Origin of the sequence: Acinetobacter baylyi DSM 14961 = CIP 107474 (genome assembly GCF_000368685.1) — a bacterium.
Lineage (GTDB): Bacteria > Pseudomonadota > Gammaproteobacteria > Pseudomonadales > Moraxellaceae > Acinetobacter > Acinetobacter baylyi.
The window spans coordinates 67,022-80,305 of sequence record NZ_KB849627.1 but is presented as its reverse complement, the minus strand read 5'-3'; the positions used below and the strand labels follow the sequence as shown (position 1 = coordinate 80,305).

The following is a 13,284-nucleotide window of genomic DNA, read 5'->3' as shown; positions in this document are numbered from 1 at the left end:
CAGACCATGACAATTACCCTTAATACAAATACTGAAAAACATCACCAATCTTTTCAAGCTAATGCTCAAACACGTGTGGCATTTCACCATGTCCACAAGTCTTTTGTCGTCAATCAACAACCTGTCAAAGTCATTCACGACTTTAATCTGGAAATTAAAGAAGGCGAGTTTATTGCGATTGTAGGTAGCAGTGGCTGCGGTAAATCTACGCTCTTACGTCTTTTGGCAGGACTAGATCAAGATTTTGATGGTCGAATTTTAATTGATGGTGCCGATGTAAGCGGCATTGGCGGCGATCGAGCGGTCGTTTTTCAAGAACATCGCTTATTTCCTTGGCTTACCGTTGAGCAAAACATTGAGCTGGGTTTATTAAATGAGGTGTTAACTGCGCGTGATAAAGATATTTTGGTCCAGAAAGCAATTGAATTGATTGGCTTAAATGGCTTTGAAAAAGCTTATCCACACCAACTATCTGGTGGAATGTCTCAACGTGTAGCCATTGCACGCAGTCTTGTGGTGCAGCCACGTATTTTTCTGTTAGACGAACCGTTTGGTGCTTTGGATGCATTAACACGGCATCAAATGCAAAATGAATTGCTACGCATTCAATCTCAACAAAAAATGACCACTGTTTTTATTACGCATGATGTGGAAGAGGCCGTAACTCTGGCAGATCGTGTAGTGATTTTAAAACCTAAACCTGGTCGTGTTGAACAGATTATTCCTGTCAACTTGCCGCGTCCCCGAAATCGTTCAAGTTTTGAATTGCATCAATTAAAAGAACAGATTTTTCGGATTTTGACCGAAGACAAAATTGGTTAATAGGAGTTATTGATGAGTGAATTTAGTCAAGGCTCGATTAGAAAAGCATTTTTATTTGAGCAATTATCCAATCAGGTCAGCCAGACAACGACGGTTAATGATCCTTTTAGCCATAACGTAGATGTTGGAAATGAGCCTGCTGGGCCAAAAAAGAATGCTTTAGCAATTGCGATTGTCGCCGTTGCTGCGGCACATTTGGGAATCTGGTATATCGCCAAACAACTTCCTACACCTCAGCTTGATGTCAAAACACCTGACCCTGTGGTGATAGAGATTGTCAAACCGCCTGAACCACCTAAGGTGATTGAACCTAAAATCCCTCCAGTGGTGCAAAAGCCAAAGATACCGCCTGTTAGCCCAAAGCCTGAGCCTGTACAAAAGCAAATAGAGACACCAAAACCCGTACAGAAACACGTTGAGCAGCCTAATAAACCTGTTGAACAGCATAAGGCAGTAGAGCAACCACGACCTGTAGCGGAACCCTTAACTAAAAACGTGGTGGCTGCTCCTGTTCAGCAACCCGTTTCAAAACCCGCTGAAGCACCTGCGAAAGCTGCTGATGACAACTTGCCTGTTACAGAAGCAAAGGGTTATGCAGGTTATTTGAGTAATCCAGCGCCTGAATATCCTGAACAGGCTCTTGATCGAGGTTGGGAAGGTTCAGTCATCTTGAGGGTAAGAGTCTTGCCAAATGGCAGCCCTGATAACGTGACAGTCAAACAGAGCAGTGGCAAAAAAATACTCGATAGTGCAGCGGTGAGAACCGTAAAACAATGGAAATTCTCACCCGCCTTAAAAGGGAAAACACCAGTCGAAGGATGGGTCGATGTTCCTATTCACTATCAGCTCCCGAAATAATTTTTAACTTAATATTGATCTATAAGGAATTTTAACATGAGTGATATAAACTCCCTGATCCACGATGGGACTATCTGGTTATTGGTTGCTTTTTCAGTTGTGACGTGGGGTTTGATTGTCATTAAACTGGTTCAAACCCAAAAAGCTGACCGCCAAAGTAAGGCCTTTGCAGAAGAATTCTGGAGTGCCAAAAATCTGCAAGATGCGATTCAAAAATCGGAAGCAGGGCAAGGACCAGTGGCACGCATTGCAAATACTGGTTTTAAAACACTTGCCGATGCAGACGATGATACTCATCAAGATTTACAACATAGCTGGAGTCGTCAAGATTTACTCGAGCGTCATTTACGCAAACAAATTTTGTCAGAACGTCGCCAGTTAGAAAAAGGTTCTGCTTTGCTCGCATCAATTGGTAATAATGCACCTTTCATTGGGTTATTTGGTACAGTCTTTGGGATTATCCATGCTTTACAGGCCATTGCACATTCGGGTAATGCCAGTATGGATGTCGTTGCAGGGCCGATTGGTGAAGCGCTAGTTGCAACAGGCATCGGGATTGCAGTGGCTGTTCCAGCGGTACTTGCATATAACTATTTCGTGCGTAAAGTAAAAACTATTGGTGCCGAACTAGATGACTTTGCGACCGATTTTGTCAGCCTCAACCAAAAATCAGGTTTCCAGCTTAAGACAGTCAAGGCAAAAACAACAAATACGAGCACTCCAGCCAGCGAGTTAAGCCATACCCACAATAAAGAAAAGGTATATGCATAATGGCAATTTCAACATCAGAACAAGATGATGTCGTCAGCGAGATCAATATTACCCCTTTAGTAGACGTGATGTTGGTTCTGTTGATTGTATTTATCGTCACGGCGCCCTTACTCACCAATACTGTTAAGGTAAACTTACCCAAAGCGGCACCAACACAGGTGACAGATCAAACCAAGGCAGTAGTCATTAGTGTTAATCCAAAAGGAGAAATTTATCTGGATAAAGATAAAGTCACTCTTGAACACTTCGAACAGGCCATTCAAACGCGTAAGGCAGCCAATCCTAAACTGGCTCTGAACCTGAATGCAGATGAGACGGTTCCTTATGGTACGGTTGCCAAGTTACTGGCCAGCATAGAACGGGTAGGCGTTGATAAACTATCAGTCATTACGTCGCCTAAGTCTTAAGTTCTATCAAAATAAACAAGACGAAAGAAAATCAAGATCCAAATTTGAGATCTTGATTTTTATATAATTGTTTAATCTAAATTTATATTAAACTTGAATTTCACGATTAGGTTGTATGGTCTATTTTAGAGCTTCAATTTGATGGTGAGATGGCGAATGACAACACTTGTTTATAACGATAAAAGAAGAAATAACTATGATCATTTTTTAGATTTATTAGATCAAACTCATATCAATCGTTATCAAGATTTCAACATTACCTTTGAATATAAAAAACTGGCTGAACAAATGCTGTCAGAATGTGAATTCATGGACGCATGTTCGCTTGAAGAAAAGCAGAAATTATTTAATGAAATTAAGATAAAGCATCTATATCAAGGGCAAGTGCTATATTCGAGAAATCAAGACTGTCGTGAAATCATCATTGTTTTAAGTGGTGTGCTCAAGTTAGGTTGGAATTCATACGATGGGAAATATCTTATTCATCGTTTTATTCCTACAGGCGCACTATTAAATATTGTCTATCTTATTTCTGAATCTGCCTTAGAGCATGAATATGTTGCACACGAAGCAACTGTGATTGCAACTATTCCAGAGCATATCTTTAAGCACACCATACAGCACAATTCACGCATGCTATATCAGGTTTTAAAACTGGTATGCCAGAGAACACGTCTTTTAGACAATGATATCTATCACACCTCTACGCAACCTTTAAAGGTACAAATTGCGCGACAGCTCATCTATTTAATCGAATTTTTTTCGACTCAGACTCAAAAAGGCATTGAGGTTTTATTAAAACTCTCACAAGAAAATTTAGCTGAACTTTTAAAAATATCGAGACAAAGTATCAGAAAGGAAATTCAGTGGTTTGTTGAAGAAGGCATTATAGAAACAAAATACAATCATATCTCTGTTAAAGACATCGACAAATTAAAGGCCTTACTGCACTAAAAAGATTATGACGAATTATGAATAATTTTTCATAAATGCAGAAATGCTATGTAATTTTTGTTGCAGAATTTAAAGGGGGTAATTTCTAAACTCATATCATCAATGACGAGAACGATGATATGGCAGATTTATTAATAAAAAAACCAGTGAGTGAGTTAATCGATGTGATCCCTTTAGCAGGTCGTATCGGTGCGCAAATTAATGGTGTTGAATTATCTTCACACCTTAACCCTGAGGTCTTGAATCAAATTAGGCAATCATTGCTTGAACATAAAGTTATTTTTTTTCGTAATCAGGAACATTTAACCGATCAAGAACAGGAAAAGTTTGCCGAATTGCTTGGGCAACCTATTTCACATCCTACTGTTCCAGTGGCAGAGGGTTCGACTTATATATTTGAGCTTGATTCCCGTCATGACGGTCGTGCAGACGTTTGGCATACCGATGTTACCTTTGTATCAAATTATCCAAAAATTAGCATTCTAAGAGCGGTAACTACACCTCATCGAGGGGGCGATACCACATGGGCAAATACAGAGGCAGCCTATGATGAATTGCCAGAGCCGCTAAAGCTCCTTGCTAATCAGCTCCGTGCGATTCACACCAATGATTTTGATTATGGTGGCTTTCGGCCTTCCGCAAGTGATGAAGTTGTAAAACGTCATCAAAAAATCTTTGCTTCAACGGTCTATGAGGCGGAACACCCATTGGTCAGAGTACATCCTGAAACAGGTAAGCGAACCTTAATTTTAGGCCAATTTTTTAAACGATTTGTGGGTCTGACTGCTAAAGAGTCCAACAAGCTATTTGAAATTTTTCAAGATCGTATTACCAAACCAGAAAACACGATTCGCTGGACGTGGAAGGACGGAGATGTCGCTATTTGGGACAACCGCGCCACTCAGCATTTAGCCGTCAATGATTATGGTAATGCCTTGCGTATCATGCGACGCGTTACGTTGGCAGGCGATGTTCCTGTTGATATCGATGGCAAAGCGAGTAGGCAAATTAAGCCTTCTACGTCTTAAGCCTCTAAGCAATACAACGCTGATTTATCAATAAAAATATGGAAGATATAATGAAACCATCAATTTTTAAAAAATTGATCTTGCTGAGCTTATTGGCTTTTGGACATGCCAGTTATGCTGAAAGCCTTAAAACAATCCGAATTGGTTCTCCCGATTTGACTGCTGGTCAAAAACACGCGGGTGGTGGAGTTGTTGATGTGCTTTACAACAAAAAATGGCTTGAGCAAGAACTTGCAAAAAAAAATGTCAAAGTGGAATGGCACTTCTTTAAAGGTGCTGGGCCAGCCATTAATGAAGCATTGGCCAACAATCAACTGGACTTTGCCTTTTTAGGGGATTTACCTCCAATCATTGGTAAAGCCAATGGATTAGATACCCAATTACTTGTTCCAACGGCGCGTGGCATCACCAATTATCTAGCAGTAAGATCTGATCTTCCGATAAAAAACTTTGCTGAATTAAAAGGAAAACGCGTTGGTTTGTTAAGAGGGACAGCAGATGAATTGTCATTTGTGAGTGCATTGAACAGCCAAGGTTTAAAGCTTAGCGATGTGCGAGTGGTCAATTTAGACTTTAACGCCGTCAACGCTGCTTTGGCCGCAAAAAAAATTGATGCTTCATGGGGACCTTCTCGATTTTTTGCGTTACGTGACAAACACATCGTTAACTTGCCTATCAGTAGTCGTCAGTTAAATGGTGCAGGATCTACTCAAGGTGTGTTCTTAGGTCGTCAATCTTTTATTCGACAACATCCTAATGAAACACAACAGGTGGTGACTCAGGTTGTAAAAGGGCTGAACTGGCTCTCAAATGAGCAAAATCGAGTACCTCAAGTCGCACTCTTTTTTACCCAATCGGGTTATCCGGCATCTATCTATGCTCAAGAACTCAATGGTGTAAATCTGAAGTTTTTATATTCACCTTTATTTGATGGCTATTACACCCAACAATTGCAGCAAAAAATTACTTTGGCTACGCAACAAGGGTTGATACGCAAAAATATTGACGTCAAAAGCTGGATTAATCCGTTATTTGTAAATCAAGCACTTGAACAATCAAATTTAAAGACTTACTGGAAGCCAACTCAGCAGTACGAATATTTGAAATCAGTGAAATAAGCGCCGTCTTTTAAAACTTAATTATGGGGTAAATAATGTCGATACATTCGAAGAGTGTAGCGCGTGATCCGTTCACGTTAGCAACTAAACAAAAATTTTTAAATTTAAGTCTGCTTTCGCTGAGTATCTTGTCAGTTTGGGGACAAGCTCATGCAGAAACAGTCTCAAGCACCGCACGTTCTTCAGAGGATGTGGCTCAATTAGAGACCGTAGTTGTGACAGCAACACGCCGTGAAGAATCACTCCAAAAAGTACCTGTTGCTGTTTCAGTCATTAGTGGAAAGGAACTCGATAAGCAACAGCGAAACTCACTTGAAACATTGGTAACACAAGTACCGAGTGTTAACTTTCGGGCGGGAGCTTCCAATAAAGATACTTCTTTATTTGTTCGTGGTATTGGAACCGTTACCACTTCACCGGGTGTCGAACCTTCAGTCTCAACAGTGATCGATGGTGTTGTGTACAGCCGACCGGGGCAAGCAACACTTGATTTATTAGATGTGGAACGTATTGAAGTCCTTCGTGGTCCGCAAGGAACACTTTTTGGTAAAAATGCATCGGCGGGTGTAGTTAATATTGTGACCAAAAATCCAACCAGTGAAACCTCTGGTTATATTGATGCCTATGCCACGAACGATGGTGAACAACGAATTAAACTAGGAGCATCTGGTACATTAATTCCTGAAAAATTAACTGCCAATGTCTCGGCGCTATTAGGTAATTTTGATGGCAATGTAGACAACCTTACAACAAATCAAGATGTTAATGGCTATAAAAACTATGGATTTAGAACCAAATTTGAATATACGCCTACCGATAGTTTAGTTTTAGGCTTTACTGCCGATTATCTGCATAAAAAAGGAAGTGCTCCGACAGGCATTGTGGTTAAAAATACCGATGCCAACTATGCAGCAGCATTATCGCCTGTTGTGGCATCTCCAACCAATCGAAGTACAGTTGAAAATACTCAAGCCTCGACTGATGATACCAATCAGGGTGTAGCACTTACCGCAGACTGGACATTAACCAATCATCAATTATCATCCATTACAGCCTTTCGCCAATGGAAAAACACACAGATTGGTGACAGTGATCAACTTGCTGCTCCAACACCAAATTTTGCTGGAATTGCCGATTTAGGTCATGTTAACAGTAAGCAATTTTCTCAAGAAATTAGAATTAAACCACTCGATCATGGTTTTTTTGATTATGTCGCGGGTCTATATTTTTCAAAAAACAAAAACGATGAGACTTATCAACGCGAGTCAACTTGGTACAACAATGCCTCTAACGCCTATGTCTTAGATTTTGGTAAGGCAATCTATAACACAGACAGCACCAACTATGCTGCATTTGGTGAAGGTACCTTTCATTTCACAAATCGATTGAGATGGATTGCGGGTTTACGTGTTACTCGAGATGAGTTGTCTTATGATCACAGTCGAGTTTCAACTGTTCCAAGCAGTATAGGTGTCCGAAATGCCATTCGTTCTTCATTTAGCAGTGATGGATCGACCAGTGAAACTGGAGTTTCAGGCCGCATTGGACCTCAATATGACTTTACACCGAATATATTGGGTTATTTTACCTATTCGAGAGGTTATAAAGGTCCTGCATATAACGTTTATTTTAATATGCAGCAAAATGATACACCGGTCATTGATCCTGAAACGGCTAACTCTTACGAACTGGGTCTCAAATCTCAATGGTTAAATAATCGTCTGCGTGTCAATGTGGCGTTATTTAACACGGATTATGATAACTATCAGGCAAATTTTAGAACCCTCGATCCAAATGGTTTCCCGATAACCCGCTTGGTTAATGCAGGAAGTGTCTCTACCTATGGCGCTGAAATTGATTCGGTATATAAGATTAATCCCAATTGGGCACTAAACTTTTCAGGTGCCTATACACATGCACGAATTGATGACTTCAAATGTCCAGCTGCCGATACGTCTTGCCCAAATGTAAATGGTAAACCATTGCCATTTTCTCCGGATTGGAAATTTAATACCCAGCTTGATCGCTATTTTACTCTAGCAAATAACAAGCAAATTGAACTTTCAACCCAATATGCATGGCAAAGCAAAGTACAGTTCAGTCTCGACCAAAACCAAAACACCATTCAGGGTGCATATGGACTTTTGAATGCGAGCATTGCTTTAGCTGATACTGCTTCTGACTGGCGATTGGCATTGAATGTACGAAATATAACGGATAAATCATATGCGACCTTACTGAGCACAAATGGTAGCCGTATTACTCGTCAAGTCTCTAGAGATGATGAACGCTATTTTGGCATTTCATTCCGTAAAAATTTCTAAAAAGTATGTCTAGTACGCCTCGTTTTTTTTCGAGGTGTACGCCCATCCATTGGACTGATTAAAATGAGTAATCCTTCGTCTACAAGAAAGCTTCACCTTAATTTATTTTTAGACGGTTATGGCCATCATTTGGCCAGTTGGAGACATCCAGCGAGCCAATTAAACTTGAGTCCCTATGAGCGCTACTTAAGTGCAGCAAAAATAGCTGAAGAAGGGAAATTTGATGCCATTTTTTTTGCCGATAGTTTAGCTGTTGATCCAGCAACTGCGACATCAGGCAAAATTCGCGGTAACGAGATTGAACCTCTCACATTACTTTCGGCAATCGCGACACAAACCCGTCATATTGGCCTCATTGGAACAGCCACGACAACCTATAATGAGCCATATCATCTCGCAAGAAAGTTTGCTTCTTTAGACCAGATTTCTGCTGGACGTGCAGGATGGAACCTCGTCACCACCGATTTTGCACTTGAAGCGAAAAATTTCAGTACAAAGGAACATGTCAAACATCAAGACCGCTATGCACGTGCTGAAGAATTTCACGATGTGGTAAAAGGACTTTGGAATAGTTGGGATGAAGATGCAGCTATTCATGATAAAGCCAGAGGTATGTTCTTTAATCCAGATAAGGTACACATGCTCAATCATTACGGTGATATTTTTCAGGTAAAAGGTCCACTCAATATTAGTCCAAGTCCACAGTCTCACCCTGTGGTGGTTCAGGCAGGTAGCTCAGAACGAGGTAAAAATCTGGCAGCTCGTACCGCAGATGTCATTTTTACTGCGCAATCTAACTTAGCCGCTGCACAGCAATTTTATAGTGACGTAAAGCAACGTCTTGAAGACTTTGATCGCCAAGAACATGAGTTAGTGGTCATGCCAGGTATGTATGTGCTTGTGGCACATACGCATGAAGAGGCTAAGAAACAGCAACAGCTTTTAGATGAACTCATTGATGATGACATTGGCCTTGGGCTTTTAGGAAGAATGTTGGGCAATTTTGACCTAAGCGGTGTTGATGTGAATCAGCCTTTAGCTTCCTTAGATTTATCTGAAACCCAAACGGGGCAGCAAAGTCGCCAGCAATTAATTCAGGCACTCGGACAAGAGCAGGGTCTAACCATTAAACAGCTCTATCAACGTATTGCATCGGGACGGGGGCATTTTTGTTTGGTTGGAACGCCAGAATATATCGCCGACCAGCTTGAAGAGTGGTTCGTTAGTGGTGCAGCAGATGGATTTAACATTATGCCTGCTGTCATATCAAACGGAATTAGAGACTTTGTCGATCTGGTGATTCCCATCCTTCAACAGCGCAATTTATTCCGCAAAGAATACGAAGGTCAAACATTAAGACAAAACCTTGGCCTCTTGGCTGCTACCGAATAAAAGGACAAAGTATGTATCTCGCAAATTCAGAACGATATCAATCATTCCAATACCGAAAAATTAAAAATAGCGGTTTGGTATTACCACCATTGTCACTCGGTTGCTGGCATAACTTTGGAGATGACACTCCAATTCAGCAACAAAAATCTGTACTTTACACGGCATTTGATCATGGAATTAATCATTTCGATCTAGCCAATAATTATGGAACACTTTTTGGAAGTGCAGAGAAAAATATTGGGCACTTTTTAAAAACTGATTTCAAGCCATATCGAGACGAACTCATTATTTCGACAAAGGCTGGCTGGGACATGTGGCCTGGACCTTATGGGCAAGGTGGTAGCAGCCGAAAATATCTGATGGCTAGTCTTGATCAGAGCTTACAGCGACTGGGGCTTGATTATGTCGATATTTTTTACTCACATCGTTATGACCCAGAAACACCGCTTGAAGAAACAGCTAAGACACTTGCTGATATTGTGCAACAAGGTAAAGCTCTTTATGTGGGGATTTCTTCTGGATATACACCAGAGTTAACTTTACAGTTGATAGAATTGCTTCAGGCCTATCACGTTCCACTTACTTTGCATCAACCGATTTACAATTTTTTTGAACGTCAGATTGAGCAAGGGTTAACGGAGACTGCTAAACAAGAAGGTTTTGGTGTAATTACATTCTCACCACTGGCTCAAGGTCTATTGGCTGGACGATATCTGAATGGTGTACCTGAGGACTCACGTATCGGGCGTGGTAGTCGCTATTTACAGTCAGAGCACCTTGTTGCATTGAAGCTACAGCAAATACAGCAGTTAAACGAAATAGCAAAGCGTCGAGACCAAACATTGGCTCAACTGTCATTGTCATGGGTTTTACGTGATGAGCGGATTACATCGACAATTATCGGTGCTAGTCGACCAGAGCAGATCATCGAAAACTTAAAAGCATTGCAAAATACAATGTTTAGTACAGATGAGTTGACTCAGATCGATACTATTCTAAATACGCCATAACTTCATACAAAATTTGCAGCATGATTTTTAAGAAGCCCATGCTGCAATGATTATACATTTTATATGTTAAAAGCTAAGTTTCAAGGTGGCACCAATAGTACGAGGCTGACCTAAACTCGCGAGAACAATACCATTAGAAGAATTCCATGTATTGGTCACATAGGTTTCGTTGGTGAGGTTTTTTACCCATAGCGCAACATCTAGTTCATTTTCACCAATACGATGTCGTGCACCTAGACTCGCATTTGTTAATCCATAGGCTTTAATGACACTGTACGGATTATTATCTAAAGAGCCATATGACCAATCTCGCCAAGCATAACTTCCTGAAACATAGGGCTGCCAGTTATTATGCTCAGCTAAGTCATAACGGAAATTGAAGTTTGCAACCCATTTTGGTACGCCATATACACGCTCTCCAGACAGATCTTGTGTATTAACACCTGTTGGAATGCTGATATTGGATGGAGCAGGGGCATTTTTATATTCTGTATAGGTGGTATCGTTAAGAGAACCATTAAAATTAAGTGTAAGGCGCCGAATAGGCTGATAGGTTGCATCGAGTTCAATTCCACGGCTGCGTACTTTACCCGCATTGGCCAATACGCTCACGACAGAACTGCCCACTTGTTCATAGCTTGTGGTTTGATAGTCTGATACATCAATCCAGAATATATTACTATTGAGCTGCAAGGTATTATTAAGAAAATTCTGTTTTAATCCAATTTCATAGTTATCTGCTTTTTCAGGATCAACCTTTAATGAGTTCGCACCTGCTGTTGGTGCAGAACCAATGCTCAGGTTAAAGCCACCTGATTTCTCGCCGTGTGAATACGTTGCATAGGCCAGTGTGCTCGGATTTACCCGATAGCTGCCAGTCAGTAAGCCAGAGTAACTTAATCCATGTTGCTTCAGTTCACCCGAGTCGTATGCACCAAGCTGGGCATTGAGTAAATTACGCTCTGCCACGCTTAAACCTGAAACTGAGGTACCCCCGATAGGGTCGATTCTATAGATACTGGCAGATTTATCTTCATAGGTGACTCGTGCCCCTGTGGTGATGTCTAGCTTCGGAGTCGCATGCCATGTACTTTGACCAAATAATGCTGAGCTTTTTGTTTCAGTTGTTCCATATGAATACGAGTCTCGATTATTCAAAATATTTGATTGACCATTTGCAATTAAGGTTCTCACGCTCGGAACGTTGTAAAGATAGAATGCGTCCGCCGTATCTCCATATAAAGAGAAAGTCGTATTGTCTAACTGTTGCTGAAAGTAATATAAGCCCGTTACCCAATCCACTTTTTGATTTCCAGCAGAGGTTAGACGTAGCTCTTGAGAGTACTGTTTATCTCGAACCGAAACACCGGCATTCGTCAATGCATTTGAACTAATAAAATCACTGTTGGTTGGAGTGAAGTTCCAAAAACGGTATGCACTAATCGACGTAATTTTTTTACCGCTATCTAGCGACCAATTGGCTTCTGCCGATCCACCACCTTGTTCGACAGACATATGTTGTGGGGCATCTGAATGAATCTGTTTGTCTTTCCAGTTGGTGTAAAGATTTTTAGCACCTGACTGTGTGGCATTTTCTAAGTAACGATTGTAGTTATTTCCATATACGGTACTGTTAAACGTTGGCCCAGCGTAATACAACACCATTGCGCCTTGATTATCGTCTTGCTTGTTGTAATCTGCAATTAAACGTAAATTAAAATTCTCTTGCGGCTTCCAGAGAATTTGACCGCGCACACCTTCACGGTCTGTATTGTTATAATCATTGTTATTATAAGTATTATGAATAAAACCATCCTGAGTCGTTTTATAAAAAGAGAGTCGGCCTGCTACATTTTCGGATAGAGCATCTGAAAACGTTCCTTTAGCCTGCAAATAATTGCGTGAACCAAAAGAAATTTCAGCAGAATGGTCTGGGTCGAAGGTCGGCTGTTTTGAGCTAATGTTTAGTAAGCCCGCCGTGGTATTTTTACCAAATAATGTCCCCTGTGGCCCACGTAATAATTCGAGTTGAGCAATATCTAATAAATCAAATACAGCCATGCCGGGACGACCTAAGTAAACATTGTCCAGATAGACCCCAACACTAGCTTCCAAACCATCACTGGCTGGGTTATTGCCCAAACCCCGAACGGCTACACTCGATTGACGTGGGTTTAAGAAAGCGACATTAAGGCTGGGGAGAGCTTGTTGTAGATCTTCAAGCTTACTGAGTTTCTGTGTCTCTAGTGTCTTTGCACTTAAAATACTAATTGGTGTTGGAACATTTTGTGCTTTTTCTTCACGTCTTCGAGTAGTGACAATAACATCTGCAAGCTGAATAACATCATCTGCTTTATTGTTTAATTGTGAATTTGACGTAATCACTTCCTTTACTACTGCACCTGAAGTAGCTGAAGTGGATTCGGCATAAACAAGAGATGAATATCCTGCACACCCTATAAGTGAAATAAACAGACTTTGCGTAATTTTATTTAAAACTAATCTTTTTCTCTTGAAATGAAAGGTGTGCTTTTGAACTGACATTAATGGACTCCATTTGTGTTTTCTTTGTGATGATTTTAATTTTTATGTAATTGAAC

At 40.7% G+C, this 13,284-nt stretch carries 11 protein-coding genes; 10 read left to right on the top strand and 1 reads right to left on the bottom strand.

From position 1 onward, the window contains the following. Positions 1-6: 6 nt before the first annotated feature. From F952_RS07470 to mgrA, 10 genes are all read left to right on the top strand, one after another. Positions 7-822, top strand: coding sequence for an ABC transporter ATP-binding protein (locus F952_RS07470; protein ID WP_004925104.1), 816 nt, complete (start codon positions 7-9; stop codon positions 820-822). A 12-nt stretch (positions 823-834) separates the two neighbouring features. Continuing rightward, complete coding sequence (locus F952_RS07465; RefSeq protein WP_004925102.1) at positions 835-1,680, top strand: energy transducer TonB; 846 nt, start codon at positions 835-837, stop codon at positions 1,678-1,680. Positions 1,681-1,716: 36 nt separating this feature from the next. Then, positions 1,717-2,451 carry a MotA/TolQ/ExbB proton channel family protein gene (locus F952_RS07460; RefSeq protein WP_004925098.1) on the top strand — a complete coding sequence of 245 codons (735 nt, stop codon included), beginning with the start codon at positions 1,717-1,719 and terminating at the stop codon, positions 2,449-2,451. After that, the gene (locus tag F952_RS07455) at positions 2,451-2,858 is read left to right on the top strand and encodes an ExbD/TolR family protein (protein WP_004925095.1); all 408 of its coding nucleotides are present in this window, start codon (positions 2,451-2,453) and stop codon (positions 2,856-2,858) included. Before F952_RS07460 ends, F952_RS07455 begins: the two co-directional genes overlap by 1 nt. A 156-nt stretch (positions 2,859-3,014) precedes the next feature. Then, positions 3,015-3,812, top strand: coding sequence for a Crp/Fnr family transcriptional regulator (locus F952_RS07450; protein WP_004925093.1), 798 nt, complete (start codon positions 3,015-3,017; stop codon positions 3,810-3,812). Positions 3,813-3,931: 119 nt separating this feature from the next. Beyond that, positions 3,932-4,840 carry a TauD/TfdA dioxygenase family protein gene (locus F952_RS07445; protein ID WP_004925090.1) on the top strand — a complete coding sequence of 303 codons (909 nt, stop codon included), beginning with the start codon at positions 3,932-3,934 and terminating at the stop codon, positions 4,838-4,840. A 50-nt stretch (positions 4,841-4,890) separates the two neighbouring features. Beyond that, positions 4,891-5,958, top strand: a complete 1,068-nt coding sequence (locus F952_RS07440) for an ABC transporter substrate-binding protein (protein WP_004925088.1) — start codon at positions 4,891-4,893, stop codon at positions 5,956-5,958. 128 nt (positions 5,959-6,086) lie between these two features. Continuing rightward, positions 6,087-8,282 carry a TonB-dependent receptor gene (locus F952_RS07435; RefSeq protein ID WP_100222840.1) on the top strand — a complete coding sequence of 732 codons (2,196 nt, stop codon included), beginning with the start codon at positions 6,087-6,089 and terminating at the stop codon, positions 8,280-8,282. Positions 8,283-8,345: 63 nt separating this feature from the next. Then, the gene (locus F952_RS07430; protein ID WP_004925083.1) at positions 8,346-9,674 is read left to right on the top strand and encodes an LLM class flavin-dependent oxidoreductase; all 1,329 of its coding nucleotides are present in this window, start codon (positions 8,346-8,348) and stop codon (positions 9,672-9,674) included. An 11-nt stretch (positions 9,675-9,685) separates the two neighbouring features. Further along, a complete protein-coding gene (mgrA, locus tag F952_RS07425) occupies positions 9,686-10,684 on the top strand; it encodes an L-glyceraldehyde 3-phosphate reductase (RefSeq protein WP_004925080.1) in 999 nt (332 codons plus the stop codon). 66 nt (positions 10,685-10,750) lie between these two features. Here the strand turns inward: mgrA and F952_RS07420 are convergent, their stop codons facing one another. Continuing rightward, on the bottom strand, positions 10,751-13,228 hold the full coding sequence (locus F952_RS07420; RefSeq protein WP_004925076.1) for a TonB-dependent receptor: 2,478 nt from the start codon (positions 13,226-13,228) through the stop codon (positions 10,751-10,753). Positions 13,229-13,284: the final 56 nt, after the last annotated feature.